At 49.7% G+C, this 19,812-nt stretch carries 17 protein-coding genes; 3 read left to right on the top strand and 14 right to left on the bottom strand.

Going from position 1 to position 19,812, the window contains the following annotated elements:
* Nucleotides 1–213 precede the first annotated feature (213 nt).
* Nucleotides 214–900, bottom strand: coding sequence for a TorD/DmsD family molecular chaperone (locus G358_RS0102020; RefSeq protein ID WP_019635533.1), 687 nt, complete (start codon nt 898–900; stop codon nt 214–216).
* Nucleotides 901–1,283: 383 nt separating this feature from the next.
* Nucleotides 1,284–2,048 (bottom strand): molybdenum cofactor guanylyltransferase, encoded by a 765-nt coding sequence (gene mobA / locus G358_RS31525; RefSeq protein ID WP_019635532.1) that lies wholly within the window; start codon nt 2,046–2,048, stop codon nt 1,284–1,286.
* A gap of 147 nt (nt 2,049–2,195) precedes the next feature.
* On the opposite strand from mobA, the gene G358_RS0102010 reads away from it, so the two are divergent.
* Nucleotides 2,196–3,413, top strand: a complete 1,218-nt coding sequence (locus G358_RS0102010; protein WP_051107636.1) for an MFS transporter — start codon at nt 2,196–2,198, stop codon at nt 3,411–3,413.
* 193 nt (nt 3,414–3,606) lie between these two features.
* Nucleotides 3,607–4,584, top strand: a complete 978-nt coding sequence (locus G358_RS0102005) for a LacI family DNA-binding transcriptional regulator (RefSeq protein ID WP_019635530.1) — start codon at nt 3,607–3,609, stop codon at nt 4,582–4,584.
* 386 nt (nt 4,585–4,970) lie between these two features.
* Here G358_RS0102005 and G358_RS0102000 read toward each other — a convergent pair whose 3' ends face one another.
* The 8 genes from G358_RS0102000 to G358_RS0101965 form a co-directional block, all read right to left on the bottom strand.
* Nucleotides 4,971–5,189, bottom strand: coding sequence for a DUF378 domain-containing protein (locus G358_RS0102000; protein WP_019635529.1), 219 nt, complete (start codon nt 5,187–5,189; stop codon nt 4,971–4,973).
* A gap of 310 nt (nt 5,190–5,499) precedes the next feature.
* The gene (locus tag G358_RS0101995) at nt 5,500–7,248 is read right to left on the bottom strand and encodes a glutamine--tRNA ligase/YqeY domain fusion protein (RefSeq protein WP_051107629.1); all 1,749 of its coding nucleotides are present in this window, start codon (nt 7,246–7,248) and stop codon (nt 5,500–5,502) included.
* Between the two features lie 142 nt (nt 7,249–7,390).
* Entirely contained in the window at nt 7,391–8,161 is a 771-nt protein-coding gene (locus tag G358_RS34375; RefSeq protein WP_019635527.1) for a GNAT family N-acetyltransferase, read from the bottom strand.
* Between the two features lie 103 nt (nt 8,162–8,264).
* A complete protein-coding gene (locus G358_RS0101985) occupies nt 8,265–9,485 on the bottom strand; it encodes an MFS transporter (RefSeq protein WP_019635526.1) in 1,221 nt (406 codons plus the stop codon).
* 1,007 nt (nt 9,486–10,492) lie between these two features.
* The gene (locus G358_RS29320) at nt 10,493–12,580 is read right to left on the bottom strand and encodes a molybdopterin-containing oxidoreductase family protein (RefSeq protein ID WP_019635525.1); all 2,088 of its coding nucleotides are present in this window, start codon (nt 12,578–12,580) and stop codon (nt 10,493–10,495) included.
* Nucleotides 12,581–12,696: 116 nt separating this feature from the next.
* Complete coding sequence (locus G358_RS32070; protein ID WP_276203554.1) at nt 12,697–12,822, bottom strand: helix-turn-helix domain-containing protein; 126 nt, start codon at nt 12,820–12,822, stop codon at nt 12,697–12,699.
* 172 nt (nt 12,823–12,994) lie between these two features.
* Complete coding sequence (locus G358_RS0101970; protein WP_019635523.1) at nt 12,995–13,825, bottom strand: formate/nitrite transporter family protein; 831 nt, start codon at nt 13,823–13,825, stop codon at nt 12,995–12,997.
* A 251-nt stretch (nt 13,826–14,076) separates the two neighbouring features.
* Nucleotides 14,077–15,438 carry an FAD-dependent oxidoreductase gene (locus G358_RS0101965; protein WP_019635522.1) on the bottom strand — a complete coding sequence of 454 codons (1,362 nt, stop codon included), beginning with the start codon at nt 15,436–15,438 and terminating at the stop codon, nt 14,077–14,079.
* A 237-nt stretch (nt 15,439–15,675) separates the two neighbouring features.
* Here G358_RS0101965 and G358_RS0101960 point away from each other — a divergent pair, with 237 nt between their 5' ends.
* Nucleotides 15,676–16,308: an SDR family oxidoreductase gene (locus G358_RS0101960; protein WP_019635521.1), complete on the top strand. Its 633-nt coding sequence runs from the start codon at nt 15,676–15,678 to the stop codon at nt 16,306–16,308.
* 62 nt (nt 16,309–16,370) lie between these two features.
* Here G358_RS0101960 and G358_RS0101955 read toward each other — a convergent pair whose 3' ends face one another.
* The 4 genes from G358_RS0101955 to G358_RS0101940 form a co-directional block, all read right to left on the bottom strand.
* Complete coding sequence (locus G358_RS0101955) at nt 16,371–17,225, bottom strand: (2Fe-2S)-binding protein (protein ID WP_019635520.1); 855 nt, start codon at nt 17,223–17,225, stop codon at nt 16,371–16,373.
* Nucleotides 17,226–17,305: 80 nt separating this feature from the next.
* Nucleotides 17,306–18,166 (bottom strand): ABC transporter ATP-binding protein, encoded by an 861-nt coding sequence (locus G358_RS0101950; protein WP_019635519.1) that lies wholly within the window; start codon nt 18,164–18,166, stop codon nt 17,306–17,308.
* A gap of 167 nt (nt 18,167–18,333) precedes the next feature.
* The gene (locus tag G358_RS0101945; RefSeq protein ID WP_019635518.1) at nt 18,334–18,678 is read right to left on the bottom strand and encodes a DUF3243 domain-containing protein; all 345 of its coding nucleotides are present in this window, start codon (nt 18,676–18,678) and stop codon (nt 18,334–18,336) included.
* A gap of 90 nt (nt 18,679–18,768) precedes the next feature.
* The gene (locus G358_RS0101940; RefSeq protein ID WP_019635517.1) at nt 18,769–19,704 is read right to left on the bottom strand and encodes a M15 family metallopeptidase; all 936 of its coding nucleotides are present in this window, start codon (nt 19,702–19,704) and stop codon (nt 18,769–18,771) included.
* Between the last annotated feature and the right edge of the window lie 108 nt (nt 19,705–19,812).

Genomic DNA, 19,812 nt, shown 5'->3' with positions numbered 1-19,812 from the left:
CGGATTCGTAAATGAACCATCCAGCAATTGGAAAACGGCTAATATGCATAAGTTGAACGATATTATTCAAGATATCCCAAGTGAATCGGCAGCATCTCAGAACGCCTCATAACAACGAAAAAAGGCTAGCCAGAACATTCTGGCTAGCCTAATAATACGAAGACAGTCTGCACGAGTTGCCTGCGGTGCGGACTGTCTTTATTAATTTTTGAATCAGCTTAAACTAGCCCTCCATCTGCGAAGCTGTTCCAGGTCGTAGATCAGAAATTCCCGGAGCAATTCAGCAAGACCGGTATATAATGGACTCGTTGTCGCCCTGATCAGTTCCTCTGCAAAACGAGGCGCCCATTGAAGCAAATGAGTCTCCAGAAAACGTATTTGCGTGTCGGTAAGCTCCAGACAGCTATGGCGCAAGTCCAACCTGCTCTGCATGACTTCCGACAGCACAGCCATGAACTCCAACTCCATTGCGATGTGGTCGTCACTTTCCCCATACAATTTATTGAACACTACCCCGCTCTCCGCATACATCGCCCGGATATGAGCAGTACAAGCATAAGCATCAGCGCCATCCCGCTTCGCCCGAAACGCTCCTTCGCACGGAATCAGCGGTACCTTATGATCCATAAAAAGACGTCTATATTCCTCCGCCTCCTGCTGGCAAACGCTGCGGAACTGCTCCCCGGGTATAGCCTCCAAGTAGCTTCTCAAACGTCTGCCGCCTCTGCTGTTTGGAATCGAATGGCTCGTCTCGGCCCGTCTGCGCCAGTGTGCAATTAATGACATACGCGGAGGACGGCTCAGAAAATCCATCAGCAACTCATATACCCAGCCCCGGCGTCCCAGCCAGGCGGCTTGCTCCGGCGGTGTTGTAACAGGTTCCTTGAACAACATGGTCATATTGATCATCTCCCTGCGAGAAATATAAGACAAGTATAGATCTGTATGTTAAAAATTATGTCTGACTTGTTAGAAAAAAAGATGACTTCCTTAAATGGCTCGGAAATCATCCAAGTGGCATATACCGACACATGATTAAGGGGGTCATGTATCGTTCAATTTCATTATACAACAGAAATGAAAGCGCTTTATGTGATATTTTTTACATTTTGGTTAACTCTGTGAGCCTGCAAATCGACTCCTCTAAGGTAACTATAAAATTTGCGCCACTTCCATGAAAGGAGACGATCGCCTCCCTCGCTTCGATGGGGCTGCGCAAAATAACAATTACGGGCGGAGAGCCGCTCGTTCACCTCTTTTTCAACTTTATTTATTTAAAATGTTCATAATAAATAATGTTCATAATAAAGTTTGGCGGCTTCATAATCCTCCGGCCGATTCATATTGAAGGCAGCCACCTCAGCAGGAAGACCCGAAGCGCTGCTTAACTCTTCTCCTGAAATATATTTTACCGCAAGTTCAGAGCTCCAGCCGTTCACTCTCAAGCTCCCCTGTTCCAGGGCCTGCTCCAATCCGGGCAGCACACTGCGCCGGTACATCGCTAACAACGGATGCTCCCGGCAGTTCACGCGGGGAATAATCGCTTCAATCCGTTTTTGTTTCCCTCTCCCTTCTTCTTTCAAGTCGTCTTCTCCTTTTACTTCTGCTTCTACTATTACTTCTACTTCCTTTTCCTTTCCTTTTTGATCCCAAAAGCGTTGCTCGAACCGTGACTGCTGCATATGGGATTGCTCTATTCGAGATTGCTCTGCGCTAAATGCCTGGCACGCCAAATATTGCATTAAAGGGGCGTTCACAAAGGGCATGTCACAGCTGACCACAAGATTCCAGTCTGTAGACGATGCCTTCAGCCCAGCATGCAATCCGGCCAGCGGCCCGCGCCCCGGATAAATGTCCTGCAGCACAGGAAGGCCCAAATAAGCATAGGCCGTTGATTGACCGCCGGACAAAACAATATGCCCCGTAACCTTCTTCATCTCAGCCACTATCCGCTCTATGACAGGCGAACCTGCCAATGGAAGAACCGCTTTGTTCGTTCCCATCCTGCTTGATTGTCCTCCAGCCAAAATTATCGCTGTCCACTCCATATCAATGTCTCCTTGTGTTAAAGAAAGGCTGTAATTAGTATTAATTTCTGCAAAAACGGAAAAAGATGGTTTGTATCCTTTTTCATCCCTGTGTTACATTGAGAACGTAACCATTAATTATTTTAGTGATTGATCGGACAGAAAGGAATGGCGCATTTGCGGAAAAATGCTGAAAATCCGTCAAATACTTTACTGCCCTTAGGGCTGCTTAATTTTTTCATATATGGAACTATGGTTATCTTCGCAGCCTTCTTCCAATTATATTTGCTGGACGTAGGCATGGACAAGTTTGAGATCGGCAGCCTGATGGCTATCGCTCCCCTAGTTTCTTTGTTGGCCCACCCGTTCTGGAGGCACTTAAGTGATCGAACTCACAATGTTCGCTTTATTCTGCTCATTATGCTGACAGGCCTGCTGGTCGCAGGTCACATGGTTTTTAAAGTGAATACCTACACAGCGCTCTATGTTACGATGGTATTGCTGTATTTTTTTCAAAGTCCTCTGTTGTCACAAAGCAACAGTCTTATTCTCGGCTATATTGAGGGAACCGGCTTGAAATTCAGCACTTATCGGATTTGGGGTTCTTTAGGCTGGGCTTTCATCGCATTGGCTTCTGGGCTGGTCATTGATCAAGCCGGTCATAACGGCATTTCCCTTCTGTTCAGCTTGACCTTAATGCTGGCGATCGGCACTACATTGGTCCTTCCCTCCATCCGGAAAACGACGGATACGCCTTGGATGAAGTCCTCGGAATTGGCCCGGGTCCTACACAGCAAGTATTTTATCGCTTTTATCGTGTTTGGTTTGATGGTCTCAATTCCTAATGCCATTAACAGTATTTTTTTCCCTTTATTCATGAATGATCTTGGCAGCTCCCGGCTGCAAGTTGGAGGAGCGGTGTTCCTTTCCACGATATTTGAGGCTGGAGCGTTCACGCTGCTGCATCGTTTTCTTAAACGAAAAATGACTTATTTACTGGCTTGCATTACGATTGTCAGCTTTCTGTTCGCCTTGCGCTGGCAGCTGATGTCCGAAGCCTTTACGCCACTCCAGATCATTATGATCCAAGTGCTGCATTCCGTAACCTTCGGCGGATTTTTTTATGTAGGCACCCGGCTCACTGCACTGCTGCTGCCCCGGCCTTTCCGCTCATCAGGGCAAGCCGTATATACCTTTGCGCTGAGCGGTCTCGCCTTCCTCTTGGCCGGCTTTCTTGGGGGATGGCTGTTTCAGAGCTTTGGAGCGGTCATCATGTACCGGTTCGGCGTTACTCTAACGTTATTTGGGGCAGCAGGCTTTGCTGCAATGTGGTACCGTATTTATAAGGTTGGGTATTCCCCCCTGCCCCGCTCTGAAGAGCCTTAATTATTCGCATGTCCTCCGGTACGCCTATAGGTGCCGGATTTTTTTACAAATAGAAAAAAGAAAACAACCTTCTTGCTTCGTTACGCCCATCTGGTCACGCCAAAGCAGAAGTGTTGTTTCCCAGTACATTTTCATTTTAAACTATGAAATGCATTTCAGATCAAATTTTTTGCAAGAAGGAGAGCTGCCCGCCATGCCAAATATTAAACAGCTGGCCGAAGCTGCCGGTGTGTCGGTAAGCACGGTATCCCGGGTGCTGAACGGGCATCCGTATGTACGGGAAGACAAACGCCAGGCCGTATACAAAGCGATTGAGCGCCTGCAGTACACAAGGAACATGAATGCCGTCCATCTTGTGAAAGGAGCGACGCAAACGATAGGCGTTATTCTTCCCCAGATCAATAATGCCTACTTTGGCAAAGTCGTGGAAGGGATCGGGCAGCAGGCGCTTCAGGTGAACTACCAGTTAATGTTATGCCAGACGGGCTATCGTACACATGAGGAACGGAAGGCACTGCATATGCTGAGGGATAAGATTGTTGATGGGCTTATCATCATCTCGCGTTCGCTTTCCTTGAATCAGATCGAGAAGTATGCCGCATATGGCCCCATTACGCTTTGCGAGGAAGTGCGCGGACGCCCCTTGTCCTGCGTATATTTCGATCATTACGCCTCCTTCCAAAAAGCACTCATCTATTTGTGGAGTAAGGGGCATCGCCGCATCGGCTACACAGTGAACCGCAGAAATAGCGCCAGCAGCGCCACCCGCCATAAGGCTTACCTGGAAACGCTGGCTTCCCTTGGAGGCGAGGGCCGCGAAGCCTGGATCTTCGACAACTGTCTTCACCTTGAGGATGGCGCTGTGCTACTGAATAAGATCATATCCATGGATGATCCGCCGACCGCACTCCTCGTCACCGGAGATCAGGTTGCCGCCGGGTTAACGATTGCCGCGCAAAAACAAGGCGTACAGATTCCAGACGATCTTGCCTTGATCGGCCTCGATAACCAGCCGATTTCCAAACTTCTCGGCATTACCACAATCGATAACCGGCTAAACGAAATCGGTGCGGAGGCCTTCCGCATCATCTACAGGCATATTAGCGAGCAAACTGACAGCACGACCATCCAAGAGCTCGGTTTTAAGCTTATTGAGCGTTCCAGCGTTTAGTTTTTGGATCAAATACGTCACCGTATTTTAGGTTAGTTACGTTACTGTATAGTTTTGGATTAGTTGCGTTGTATAGTTTGAATTAATTGCGTTACCTTTGGATAGATGCGTTAGAGACAACTTATCTGACATCTCCGATTGTCTATGGGCTAAGTATGGCTTGGCTTTGACTGGTTTAGCATTGATTAGTGTAGTATTGAATTGATTCAGCATTGGCTTAGCATTGGCTCAGTATCAGCTCAGAAATTGGCTTAGCAATTTTTCAAAAGAAAGAAGCTGCCCTGGCAGAGATCATCCTTTGATGAATCTGGGGCAGCTTTCTTTTGTGCAGACATGGTTCAAGTTTTGCCAAGAAGTGAATAGGTTCCGGGTAGGCATTACTCGTATTAACGAGTCGCCCTATTATTATCCACGGCCGTGCCACCGAAAAATTTAATGCAGTACAGAGCGCAAATTCCCACGATCGCATAAATAATCCGGGCCCCTGAACTCGTTTGACCGCCAAAGATCGAGGCTACCAGGTCATACTGGAACAATCCAACCAGCAACCAGTTAATGCCGCCAATAATAAGCAGTGTAAGAGCAATCGTATCTAATGTTTTCACGTTAAATCCTCCTATCGGGAAATCTAATTTAAATTATATCTTGTTACGTTATACTATTTCCTAAAATGGCAGCTTTTAAAAACAATTTTTGAAAAAATTTGCAAGTTCAGTAAATCCATTTAAGAGGTCTCGCTATTAGCTATTCCCTCCTTATTGTTGTTTCTGATGAGCTAACGGACACAGATTCCGCTAATTCATCGTAAATCCAACGCACATATATACTGCTGCTTAACGCAAAGACCCGCTTTGAGCGAGGCTTAAAGCGGGTCTCTTATGCGGGTGGTTATTTTTTACAAATCCTGGGTCCGGGTTACTTCTTATCCGGCAGCTGGAAAGAACTCTTCAAGGAGACAATCAGATTAAATACCGGATGTCCAGGTTTGGAATATTTGGAGTCCACGTTAAAATAGCCGTGGCGGAAAAATTGGAATTTATCCTGCGGTTGAACGTCCTTCATTCCAGGCTCCACAAAACCATGGACGATTTTCAAGGAATCGGGATTCAGAAAATCCATAAAGGTCTTCTCTTCTACTCCTTCTTTCCCCTCCTCTTCAATCTCACTCTCAAGTTCGGCAGGATCTTCCGGCCCTTGCTCGCGAATGAGCGGTTCATACAGCCTGAACTCAGCAGGGACAGCTTGTGAGGCGTCCACCCAATGGATAGTGCCCTTTACCTTCCGGCCGGTGAAGCCGCTGCCGCTCTTCGTTTCCGGGTCATAAGTACAATGAATTTCGAGCACGTTGCCTTCCGAATCTTTGATTACGTCATGGCATTTAATAAAGTAAGCGTGCTTTAGCCGAACTTCGTTCCCCGGGAACAACCGGAAATATTTACTCGGCGGGTTCTCCATAAAGTCTTCACGTTCAATATAAATTTCACGCGAGAAAGGAATTTGACGATTTCCCATCTCCATATTCTCAATGTTGTTCTCGGCCTCCAGCAGCTCGCTTTGTCCCTCAGGATAGTTCGTGATCACGACTTTAAGCGGATCAAGGACGGCCATCGTCCTAGGCGCCTTTAGCTTCAAATCCTCGCGGATGAAATGATCGAGCATCTTCAGATCGATTTCCCCGTACGCCTTGGATATGCCCGCTTCGAACACGAAAGCCTTGATCGCTTCCGGCGTTACGCCGCGACGGCGCAGACCGGATATCGTCGGCATTCTCGGGTCGTCCCAGCCGTCTACGATGCCTTCGTCGACCAGCAGCTTCAGCTTGCGCTTGCTCGTTACCGTCTGGGTCAGATTCAAGCGTCCAAATTCATACTGGCGCGGAACGCTTGGCATTTCCGTCTCTTCGATGACCCAGTCGTAGAACGGGCGTTGATCTTCAAACTCCGTCGTGCAGAGCGAGTGGGTGATACCCTCGACCGCGTCCTCCAGCGGATGCGCGTAGGTATACATCGGATAGATGCACCACTTGTCTCCCGTGTTGTGATGAGAAGCATGGAGAATACGGTAAATGACTGGATCCCGCAGATTGATGTTCGGGGAGGCCATGTCGATTTTGGCGCGCAGCACCTTCTCGCCGTCCTTGAATTCTCCCGCACGCATCCGGGCGAATAGATCGAGGTTCTCCTCCACGGAACGGTCGCGGTAGGGGCTGTTTTGCCCCGGCTCGGTCAGCGTTCCGCGGGTCGCGCGAATCTCCTCCGGGCTTTGGTCGTCGACATAGGCTTTGCCTTTCTTGATCAGTACGATCGCCCGCTCATACATCTCTTCGAAATAATCCGAAGCAAAATGCAGCTCTTCCCAATCGAAGCCAAGCCATTTCACGTCTTCCTTGATCGAGTTGACGTACTCTACGTCCTCCTTGACGGGGTTCGTATCGTCAAAGCGCAGATGCGTGCGGCCGCCGAATTCATCGGCGATCGTGAAGTTAATCCAGATCGCCTTGGCATGCCCGATATGCAAGTAACCGTTAGGCTCCGGCGGAAAGCGCGTGACGATCTCTTTCACTTTACCGTTTTGCAAATCCTCGGTAATAATATTTTTGATAAAGTTTGGAGGGGTACTGTTCCTGTTGTTAACTTCCACGCATATCAACCTTTCCTTTGTCATAATACTTCTACATTAATGCCCTAGAGAGGGCTTGTTGAGCCGGATGTTTTCCCGATTTTTCTTCTTATAAATATACCGATAACTTCGTAATAGTTCAATGGCAGAAGTACTACGTCTGACCAGCCGGAGACAGCTAAAATAATTACAGACATGGTGTTATCGGGTACCACATCAAAATATCATCCACATACTGCCCATCGATATAGTACTCCGCAACCAGCCTGCCCTGCGGCTTAAAGCCGCAGCTTTCATAGAATGCGATGGCCCGAGGGTTCGTGCTGAGCACCCGCAGGGACAGTTTCCTGATTCCTTGTTCGGCTGCCAGCTGTTTCATCGCTTCCATCAGCTCGCGTCCGAGCCCCTGGCCCTGGTAGGCAGGATGGACCGCTATATGGATATCATATACATGCTGGTGGCACGACATGGCGGTCGGCGAGGCAAAGCCCAAATACCCGCACAGCTCATCCTCTACCCCGGCAACAAGTTGTCGGCCCGGCGGGCAATGCTGTAAAAACTTCTCCCGGGAAGTCCACGACATGGAAGAAGGACTTGTTCTGCTATCCCACACCAGCGCATCAAGCTCCATCAGCCTGCTTGCATCCCTCAGGTCCGACAGCCTTACCCATATCGCTCGTTCATGAAGCCTGTTTGATCCGTCAGGGTTATTTGGTTCATTAGGATTGATTAACCCAGCAGGATTTAATCCATCAGGATTGACTCGTTCATTAGGACGGTTTGATTCATTAGGATAGTTTGATTCATTAGGGTTGTCCAACCCTTCAGGGTGGATTGGCTCATCAGCGATGATTGGTTCATCAGGGCTGATTGGTACATCAGCGATGATTGATTCATCAGGGGTGATTAATCCATCGGCGTTGATCGATCCATGAGGGTTGTATCGTTCATACGACATTTTTGCCGCCATCCCTTCACTCGTCCCAGTAATAATTTGCTGGTTCTATCTGGTTCTATTTGGTTCTATTATACCATTACAGTGGACGCACCATATAACATGGTTAGATCGTCTCCTTTACCCGAGTCTGCATCCGGTTCATCCGGGAGTGGACGAAGAAGAAGCTGATAGACAGCACCGCAGTCCCGGCAGCCAACCATGCAACCGGTGGAAGACCGCCGCCATCATACATCGATCCCATAATATACGGGCCGATCACCCTCCCTGCAGCACCCAATCCGCCTACAAGCCCGATATAGAACGGAGCCTCCTTACCGCACCGCTCGGCGATAAACGAAGGGATCGCGGGGGATATCAGCATTTCTCCAAGTGTGGCCAGCACCATCGCCAGCACCATGCCCGGATAATTGTTCATGATGACGATGACGGCGTATGCCGACAGGTAGAACATGGCGCTAATCGTCATCTGGACATTTTCCGTGCGGGCAAACAACCGCTTGATCGCTGACGTCAACGGTTGAGCGACGAAGATCAATATGCCGTTCAACGTCCATAAATAGCCGTAAGCGGTTTTGGACATCCCTTCGGAAATAATGTACGGGGACACCCCGGTGTTCCATATCGAGTTGCCGAACCAGAGAAACAACGAGCCCAGTCCCATATAGAGATAAATGCGCGTATTCCCAAGCAGCAGCCCCATCCCCTTGCCTTCGGGTGGAGCTCCCTTCTTCAACCTCACTGCGGCCTCAGAACCGACGCCGTCAACTCGTGACAAATACGCGAAGAAGAACAGTGCGAAGCCTGCTGAGGTTACCCCGTTCAGTATAAAGCTCAAATGATACGAAAATTCAGCCAAAAATCCGCTCATCGCCGTACCTGCGGCCACTCCAATATTGTTGGCTACATAAATGACATTGAACAGCTCTCCGCGCCGATCAGCAAACCGAAAGCCGATAAACGCCTGGATTGCCGGAAGCGACACGGCATTGCAGAAACCGATGAAGCCCATCATTGCCACGAACAACAGCCAGTAGCTGCTGATGAAAGACAGTGTAAACAATCCGAGCGCATTCAGGATCAGGGAGCCGACGATCAACTTTTTGACGCCGATTTTGTGATACAGCCCGCCTCCGAGAAGCTGTCCGGCGATGCCCCCGACCGATTGGATCAAAATGACGAAACCGGCGTCCGCCATGCTGCGGCCCAGCTCATCAAACACATACATGGACACGAGCGGCCACATAAGCGACCCGCCCGCGGAATTGACAAGACTCGCGATTAAAAAACCTTTTACTTCTTTAGGGTACTGCTCCAAAAACTTCATTCGTTATCGCCCACCATCTGCATGAAGAGGAAAAAGCCCTCACGGGCTTTTCCTATACACAAAAATAATTATCTATACAAGAAATAAGTAACTATAGGAGAAATAAGTAACTATATAAGAAATGAGTAACTATTCAAGAAGCATGTATCTATACAAGAAGCAAGTAGCTATTCAAGGAGTAAGTATTTATGCAAGAAATAAGCGATTTACAAAAAAGTAAGTAACTATACAAAAAAAAATAAAATCTATGCAAGATAAACTAAAGAAGCTATGTCATCCAAGAAATCCGGGAGCAACAGCGGCCGTAGGATCATTTTACGTACATGCCCTACATCCATATGTAATAGTTTTCAACCTATATAAATGGATTTATAGTAGTTAATTTCTGCCGCAAAGAAGGGAAAGTAGATTTAAATGGATTTCGTGTCGTTAGAAGAACGGGAATTACCAATCCTGGGCTGAATACTTGATTTTAAGTACATAAAATCCATCTAATCCCCGGATACATTCGTTTGGTGCATAATTAGATACATGAATTCCATTTAGTGTACAACCCAGCTTGGTGTAAGAAAGCCACATTGGGGACATAAGCTTGTGCTCGTCCTTCTGATCGTCCTGTAGTCTTCCTTTTGCTCGTTCTAATGACCGTCCTGTGGTCACCCCCATGCTCGTCCTATGCTTGTCCTGTGGTCACCCTTGTGCTCGTCCTATGTTCACCCTTGTGCTCGTCCTATGTTCACCCTTGTGGCCATCCTTATGATCGTCCTTGTAGTCGACTTTGTAGTCGACTTTGTGGTCGCCTTTGTGCTAGATCCCTCCCAGAACCTTTACCTCTAAGAAAATATGATTACGAACCTATATCATTCAAGAAATCTTGAAGCAACAGCGATCAGAGAAACACTTTAATACTTGAACCAGCAAACGCTAAAATGGACGAACGTGGCCCCGGAATTGAATTCACTTATCAATAGCTCATTTCAATAGTCATTTTTTAGTATCGCGGAATACTACTGATTCGGCAAGCACTTCCGTTGACGCTTTACCTCGACAATAGTCGAGAAAAAGGTCGCTCCGCTCCCCATATCGGCAAGGCGCTCCGGTGTAAGTGCGTTCGCACGCTGGCGCTTGCCTTCCTGTTCCCACCACAGCCCCTGGCTGACAACGGTGCCTGGCAGCATTTTATCCGTCACCGCCGCCGTTACTTCGAACTGCCCGCGATCGTTCCACACGAGGACCTGGTCCCCGTCCGCTATTCCCCGCGCCATCGCATCCTCCGGATGAATTTGCAGCGTCGGCTGCTTCTCCAGCACTGCCAGCTTCTCCACATTGGCGAAGGTGGAGTTGAGGAAACTGTGGTTCGGCGGCGAAATGAACATGAGCGGATAGCGGGAGCCTTTACCTGGCCGCCGTTTGCCGTCGTAGCCTTCCACAAGCGGAACGTAAGTCGGCAGCGGCGGAAGTCCGGCCTCGGCCATGCGCTGCGAATACAGCTCGATTTTGCCGGAAGGGGTAGTAAGCGTCTCGAGATAACGGCCCTGATGCTCCATGTTCAGCTTGAGGAAGCGATGCTCCTTCAAACCTTCCAGCGTAACATGCTCAATATACGGATTTGCCGGGTGATCTAGCGCCTGACGAATCATATCCTCTTCTGAATCTTGGAAAGCCTCCTCCGTGAACCCCATCGCCTGCGCAAGCAGCTTGAAGACCTCCATGTTGCTCTTGCTCTCGCCCTGCGGGGAAATGACCGGCTCCTGAAGCTGGACGTAGTGATGCCAGTAAGACCGGTACACGTCCATATTCTCAAAGGTTGATGTGGCCGGCAGGATAATATCTGCATATCGAGCCGTATCAGTCATGAACAGATCGTGCACAACCGTGAACAAATTCTCGCGCCGCAAGCCTCGTTCCACCTTGTCCGTATCCGGGGCTACCACGGCCGGATTGGCGCAGTAGACGAACATGCCCCGGATCGGCGGATCGAGGGACAGCAGCGTCTCTCCAAGCTGATTCATGCTGACGATGCGGGCATTCGGATTCTGCCGGAGGTCGGGACGCGCCAAGGCGGCTCCATTGAATTTGGAATAATCGCCATTCGATTTAATGGCGCCGCCTCCCTCGACAAGCCACTGGCCCGTCAAGGCCGGAAGACAGACGATTGCCCGGATGTTCATGCCGCCGTTATCGTGATGCTGCAGCCCGTTGCCGATTTGTATGAACGCCGGGGATGTCTCCCCGTACATCACGGCCAGCTTGACGATATCCTCCACCGGCACCCCAGTAATAGCTGCCACCTTGTCCGGTGTATACTGCTTCACATGCTCGCGCAGTTCGTTATGGCCCACGGTATATTTCTCTATAAACTCCTCATTCACCAGGCCGCGGTCGAACAGGACATGCATCAAGCCAAGCGCCAGAGCCGAGTCCGTTCCTGGATGGAGCGGAATGAACCAGTCCGCCCGGTCGCCGGTCCGATTCCGGTGCACATCAATAACGACCAGCTTCGCCCCTTGCTTGCGCGCCTTCTCCATAATGGACCAGGCGTGCATATTCGTGCTGATCGTGTTCTGTCCCCATACGATGAACAGCTTGGCTTTGGCGGTCTCTTCCGGGCTTGTTCCGCCCATGAATCCCATCGTATACTTCCAGCCTGCGTTGCCAGCGGCATTGCAGATGCCCTGGTCCAGCCGGGTTGAGCCAAGCCGGTGAAAGAAACGGCGGTCCATGCCATCTACGCTTAGCGCTCCCATATTGCCGTAGAAGCTGTAGGGCATAATGCTTTCGGAGCCGAAATCGCGAATCAATTCCGTAAATTTCCCGGCAATTTCGCCAATGGCCTCATCCCAAGTAATCCGTTCGAAATTCCCCTCACCCTTGGCTCCCGTCCGCCGCAGCGGGTAAAGAATGCGCTCGGGATGGTATACCCGCTCCGTCATGTTGCGAACTTTATTGCAAATCGCGCCTTTCGTGATCGGATGCTCGGGGTTCCCCGTCACCTTTACGATCTTTCCGTCTTCTTTATGCAGTAACAGGCCGCAAGTGTCCGGACAATCCAATGGACATACAGCCGGAAATATTCCGTTCTCCTCTCGGACCATGTAAACATCCCCTATCCTCATGTCTTCCTAATGTCATAATCTTAGGAAAAAGACGGACCGGTGTCTACTGAAACCTTAAATCAATCTGTTTGGCGACAGGACATTCTACTGAAACCTTAAATCAACCGGCTTGGCGACACGCCATAATACTTTTTGAACAGCTTAACGAAATAGCTCCTATTATCATAGCCGAGCGCCAGCGCCACTTCTTCCACGGTTGCACTCGTGTTCGCCCTCCCTATATATGCTCTGGATCTTATTTAATCACTTCAGGATTTCAGCTCATAGCAACAGATTTGACTGATCATGAAATAATTTGACTACAACGATTTCCAGTTTGAATACATGAAAAAATCAGCCTGTTGAGTAATCAACAGGCTGATTCGTTTTTCAGTTATTAATTATGCGTACTTGTTATGCGTGCTTGCTTACGGGAACGGATGCACGCTCTGCGGACTGCTGCACAGCTTTCGGATTTCTGTCCTTCAAATAAGCCATCCAGTATGCGCCTGCGACAAACAGGGCGCCACCGGTCAAATTGCCGAGCCAGACGGGCACAAAATTTCGGATATAGTCTCCCCAAGAGAAATAACCCTCGAATATTGCTGCAGGTATGAGGAACATATTGGCGACAACGTGCTGAAAGCCGATGGCGACAAAGGCCATCGTCGGGAACCAGATGCCGAGGATTTTGCCGCTCATATTATCGGCGCCGTAGGAGAGCCATACGGCAAGCGCAACGAGCCAGTTACAGCCGATCCCGGATACGAACGCCTGCAGGAAGCTGTCATCCAGCTTATGTCCGGCCATCGCGATCAATTTATCGAGATAAGGACCGCTGGCCGTCAGCCCGACGATATGCCCGAAAAAATAAGCTACAAAGACAGCACCTAGAAAGTTGGCGATCGTAATCAGTACGATATTTTTCAGCATTTCCAGCGTCGTGATACGCTTGGCCATCCGTGCGAGCGGCACGGCCATCATGTTGCCCGTCAACAGCTCGCCGCCAGCAAGCAGGACGAGAATCAGACCGATCGGGAAAACGGCGGCACCGATGAAATTAACGATGCTCCCCCATTCCTGCGGCGCGTTGCTGATCACCCGTATATCGAGCAGAAATCCAAGCGCGATAAAAGCCCCGCCGAGAAATCCTAATATCATTACAGTCAGCAGCGGATTGCGCGCCTTCTGGACTCCCGTATCCACGGTTATTTCCGCAATTTGCGGCGGTTTGTAATAAGCCATGGTTATCATCTCCTCTTGATGCAATAATCTTTCTCTATTTTATCCTCATTGTATCGTGCCTTGGCTTGCCGGCAATGTAACATTAGTCACTATAGATACGAAGAAGCCACCGCACAGGGAAGCTGCTTCCCCGGCAGTGGCCATATCACCATAATTAGCGGCAGCATCCGCGATACTTGATAATTATAGAGTCCACGTCTTGTCTCTTTCGTCCGTCCTGTATCCTGTTTGCGTCTTGTCTCTTGCAGCAATTAAACGTGGACGATTTCCTCTGCCCGCACTTCAGGCAGGGCCTGCAATCCGGCACTGTTCAAGAAATTCCATGGCTTGTTAAAATGCGGCTGGAAAAAGAAATCGACGAATGCAAGCTCCTCCATTTTCATATCGTTCTGGATGCAGACGGAGATCGTATTGATCGCTTGCGTCAAATCCACCTTGGACATGATTTGCGCGCCGAGAATGCGTCTTGTTCCTTGCTCATATACGAGCTTCAGCGTAACCTTCTCATGGGTCGGCATGAATTCCGGCCGATAGCTGTCTGTCACCAGTACCGAGTCTGCTTCAAGCCCGGCCTCTATAGCTGCAGACTCTGTCAGCCCGGTTGCCGCAATGTTATCCTCGTAAATCTTGATACCCGAGGTCCCTTGAGTGCCGAGGTATTTCACCGTCGGCGATACCAGGTTGCGCGCGGCTAACGTCCCCATGCGTACGGCATTGGTGGCAAGCGGAATATAGGCATGGTTTTTAAGCGGATTATAATATACCGCGCAGCTGTCGCCTGCTGCGAATACGTCTCGTTTGCTCGTTTGCATATACTCGTCAACGATAATCGCCCCGTTATCCAGCATATCGACCTGGCCTTTCAGCAGCTCCGTATTCGGCTTAAAGCCGATGCAGAGAATGACGACGTCCGCGGCATACCGGCCATGATCGGTTATAACGGTATTCACCCTGCCCGCCCTTCCTTCAAAGCTCACGACCTTCTCGCCAAGCGCCAGGACTATTCCGCGCTCGCGCAGCGTATCCTCGATGACATCGGTGTACTCCGCATCGAGATATTTGCTTAAGACCCGTTCTTCCGCGTCAATCAGCGTCACATTTTTGCCGTTCATTTGGAAGGCTTCGACGAGCTCAATGCCGATGTAGCCTGCGCCGACAACGACGATATTTTGCGCTTCCTTCCCTTTCTCAATGATCATATTGGAATGATTGAAGTTTTTGGACAAAATAATGTTATCCAACTCAATTCCTGGGAATCGGGGCACGACAGGCCACGATCCCGTCGTTACGATCAGCTTGTCGAAATGGTCCGTAAATTCTTCTCCAGTCTGCAGATTTCGTGCTGTTAACTGCTTCCGGTCCGTGTCCACGGCGGTCACTTCATGAAGCATTTTCGTCTTTACGCCAAGCTCTGCCAGCTGACCGGGCGATGAATAGAACAATCCCTGAGGATCCTTTACCACGCCGCCGACATATAAAGCGATCCCACACGACAGGAAGGAAATATTGTCATTGCGCTCATATACGGTAATCTCCGCCTTAGGGTATAGTTTTGCTGTATTTACAATAGCCGCCGTCCCCGCATGTGTACATCCAATAACTGCTACTCTCATGATTTCTTCCTCCTTATAATGGCCCGATGTTATATATTGTTCAAAAATCGGGGTGTTTATTGTGAAATATATCACTTATAAAAATAAAATGTTGTGAAAACATTCACCTTGTGACTCTTATTATAGTGTGATCTTTTTCACATTGCAAGGGGTTATGAAAATTTTTGTTAGGGTAATGATAATTATCCCTACAAATTAAGGATATTACTAACATCATCTAGCACCGGAGGGCTGCCCATGTATACTGTTTTTGTAGCGGGAGCGCACGGAAGAACAGGCCGTCATATTATTAGAAAGCTCCAGAGAGAAAATTATGAAGTCAGGGGGCTGGTACGCAATGAATTGCAGCGGGATAACTTGCAGGAATCGGGGGCAAAGCCATACATCGGTGATTTGAGGACGGTGTTCTCGGAAGGGATCGATGGGGCGGACGCCGTTATTTGCGCGGTCGGCGCGGGAGATAAGGGCGATCCGGAAGAAATTGACCACCTCGGAACCGTTCGTTTGATCGAGCAATCCGCCTTGCTCGGCGTTAAGCGCTTCATTCTGATCAGCTCGATGGGAACGCTGGAGCCGGAACGCATGCCGAAAATTTTGAAGCCGTATTTATTAGCTAAGCGCCGGGCTGAAAAAGTGCTGGAAGACAGTATTTTATGCCATACGATTATACGTCCGGGGGGTCTGACCGATGATTTGCCTTTAGGCAAAGTATCGATCCGCGAGGGGTTCACCTATTCGGGATTCATTTCCCGAAACGATGTGGCCGAAGCGGCGGTTCTTGCCTTAAAACTACCTGAGACGGAGCATACCGCCTTTAACTTGATGACGGGGGAAACCCCGCTCGTCCAGGCTTTGCAGTCGCTAAAGTAATCGGCTAATCTTCAACAAAAAGCCGCCTGTTAAAGCGACCTAAAAAGGTCAATTCGGGCGGCTTATTTGTTGCTGGATTCCAATTGCCTTTGCATTAGCTCTATCCGCTTCTCTTCCCTCTGCTGCTTCGTCAGCTTAGGGCAGGCGTAGCAGTAGCCTATATCGGTCTTAGTGCGATACGCAAGACAGCAGGTTGGCTTCAAGGGCGTCTTCTCGCCAGGCGAATAAGGATTATCCACCAGAATTTCCTTAATCGTAAACGGATTGCGCTTGACGCCAAACCATTCAGCAGACATTTCCTTGACGGATTCATGATCCGCCCATAACCGTTCCCGCTGCTCTGCTGTGTCCAGCCTATTCGCCAGTTGCTTGATATAATAAGCAATTCCGAGAGGCAGCTGCCCCCAGAGCTGCGTCACCGGCAGCTTGGACACACCGGCTACCGATTCCATCACCGGCTGCAAGGTCTCCTTATAGAAGCTCCCTAATTGCTGCTCCTGCCAGCCATCGGCCTCGCCAGCTTCACCAGACTCGCCAGCTTCAACGGCCTTATCAGCTACTGCCGGCCACGCGGACTCCGAATCGTCCCGCAGCACGAAGAAGACCATCGGAAATTGATGCACCGGAACGATCTGCAGTGTCAGATTGTCCAATTGGAAATTTAACCGGGTGAGCGTCAATGACGCCATATAATGCAGCGCCGTGCAAAGAACACGCCAACTGGCCACGAAATAAGTCGCTGCGACCTGAATATCGAGCCCTTTGATCTCGGATTGATACCGAACCAAAAACTGCTCGGTCCGCAGCCGATCGAGCAGTTCCTCTCCCTCGATTGTATATATTGCCTGTTCTCTGCGTTCACGAACTATATAACATTGCTCTTCTAGGAATTGATAGTCGATGGCCAATCGCTGCATATGATCCTCCTGCTTTCACTCTGTGCCTCAGCTTCACTCCATGCTTCTGCTTCCCACCGTGTCTCCTAACGCTTCTGCGACTATCTTAGGGCGGCCACCTTATCAACGGCACCTGTCAGTACGCTGTTGTTCGGAAGCTGTCCCCTACTCTCCGCTACACGGTAAAGCTCATATGGAAGACAAAGAGGCACTCCGCTTCGCGGATCCGTTACGATATCCGCCTCAATGCCGAATACTTCGCGCAGGACGGAAGAAGTGACCACTTCGGCCGGCGCTCCTTCCGCGATAGCCTGCCCTTTCTTGATGGCGATCATATGATGAGCATACCTTGCGGCATGGTTCAAGTCATGCACAACCATGACGATGGTCCGACTGGATTCCGCATTCAACTGCTCCAGCAGCTGCAGCACCTCCAACTGATGCGCCATATCCAGGAAGGTCGTCGGCTCATCCAGAAATAGAATGTCCGTCTCCTGAGCCAACGCCATGGCGATCCAGGCCCGCTGCCGCTGTCCTCCAGACAACTGCTCGAGCGCCCGGTCCGCGAACTCATTCATTGCGGTGGCATCTATTGCCCAATCCACGATTTTCCGGTCCTCGGACTTCAGGCTTCCGAATCCTTTCTGGTGCGGAAAACGGCCGTACGACACAAGCTCGTAAACCGTAAGCCCGTCGGGTGCGGTCGGGTTCTGGGGCAGAATGGCCAGCTGCTTAGCCACTTCTCGGGTGGATTGCTTATGAATGGATTTCCCGTTCAACAGCACCGCTCCGTCCTTCGGCTGAAGAATACGGGCCATCGTTTTCAGAACCGTCGATTTCCCGGAGCCATTCGCGCCGACAAGAGCGGTGATTTTCCCTTTAGGAATGCTGATATTCAAATCTTCTACAATGAGACGGTCTCCATAAGCAATATTCAAATGAGATGTATTTAGTGCGACCATAACAATCTCCCTTTCCGCAAACGACTTATTAAATATTTATATGAACACAATGCGACCATTATCTAACAAAAACCTTCTGTTTTAAAGATACTGATAATCATTATCATTTGTCAATAGAAAAAGGTGATTTCCCTAAGGAAACCACCTTCAGCAAACATCAATCGATCTTATTGCGTCGTTTTAGCAAGCCTTACCAGGATATGGGCCAAAGCATGGCGATGCTCCTGCTCCCCGGCATTCCACAGCTCTTTCAGCAGCTTCTCTTCCCGGTTACGCGGCTCCTCGTTAGCTGCAAGGTAATCGCCGATCTTCTCCGCTGTCTTCGCTAACGTCTCTTCGCTAAGCCCTATACCTTGAGCCAGCTCGATCCGCTCGCCCAAATAACGTTTAAAGGCATTGAAATTTTCGAGGATATCTTCCTTCCGCTCCCCGTCCATACGCTTAAGCACATCATCCACCTTATTCAGCGCCAGCTCGCCTTCTTTGTTGACTACATGGTTATGCTCGGACATGTCCATACGCCTCCTTAAAGTTTAGTTGGAGTTCGTTACTACATAACCCGTCCGGCAGCGGGATGAATCATAAATCCGGTCGTCAAAAGCTTAACTTTTAGGAGTTCCGGATACCGGGACAGCATCGTAATATTCCTCCAAGGTAATGTCCCGTTCAAAAATATCCGCGGCGATTTCCTTTCCGACATAGCGCAGATGCCAAGGCTCATACTTGTAGCCTGTGATCGCTTCTTTTCCTTCGGGATAACGAATGATAAAACCGTATTCCGCGGAATGCTGGGCAAGCCACTCCGCCTCCTTCGTCCCTCCGAAGCAATCCTCTGCGGCGCACTTTCCATCGCTTCCTGAGACGTCGATCGCAAGCCCGGTCTCATGCTCGCTATGCCCCGGAACCGCACTGTACGTCTTCGCTTTCTCTTCTCCGTCCCTCTCTACATAGCGGTTGAACAAAGATCTTTGCGTACTGTGGGACCGATAGGCTGATACGCCAGCCAAATAAATGCCGTCCTGCTCGGCTCCAGCGAACATCTCCTCCAGCGCCTCGGCAGCTTCGCTGCGCATCATCCGCTTCTCGATCTTCTCCTTAAATGTAAACCGGACATCCGGATAGACCAGATCGGAAGGCTTATAATCTTCGGGCAGAGCCAGCTCTTTATTGACAAGCACGGCAATACTGTGAGGGTCGGCGGCAGCAGCCTTGTCTGCCACTGAGGAGCCTTCCTGCGGATCTTTAGCCGCAGGCGCCTGCTCCGCATCCGGTCCGGTGTTCTGACTCGTATTTTCCCCTGCTGGATCACCTTGTTCCTCGTTCCCGCTATTCGACGGGTTAGCTCCCGGCTCGGACACTGCAGCCGAATTATCCGGCTGCGATGAATTATCCGGCTGCGGTGAATTCTCCTTGCCGCAAGCCGTCATGGCGACAGCCAACAATATGCAAATCAACACAACCGCCGATAGCTTAAACGGATGCTTTCGCCCAGCACAACTCCCGCGCAGTATTTCTATCGATATGTTTCGATCATTCACCTTACTCTCTCCCCCTGACCCTCTTCTCCTAAAGGATGAAACATGATTTCTAATCTTTAAAACGTATTTTAACCGCATTATGTTGCGTTTAACTTCAATCCGGCTGCA

The sequence above is a fragment of the Paenibacillus fonticola DSM 21315 genome, from assembly GCF_000381905.1.
In the GTDB taxonomy this organism is placed as follows: Bacteria; Bacillota; Bacilli; order Paenibacillales; family Paenibacillaceae; genus Fontibacillus; species Fontibacillus fonticola.
Note: the sequence above shows the minus strand (reverse complement) of the source record. Positions and strands in the feature narration are given on the sequence as shown.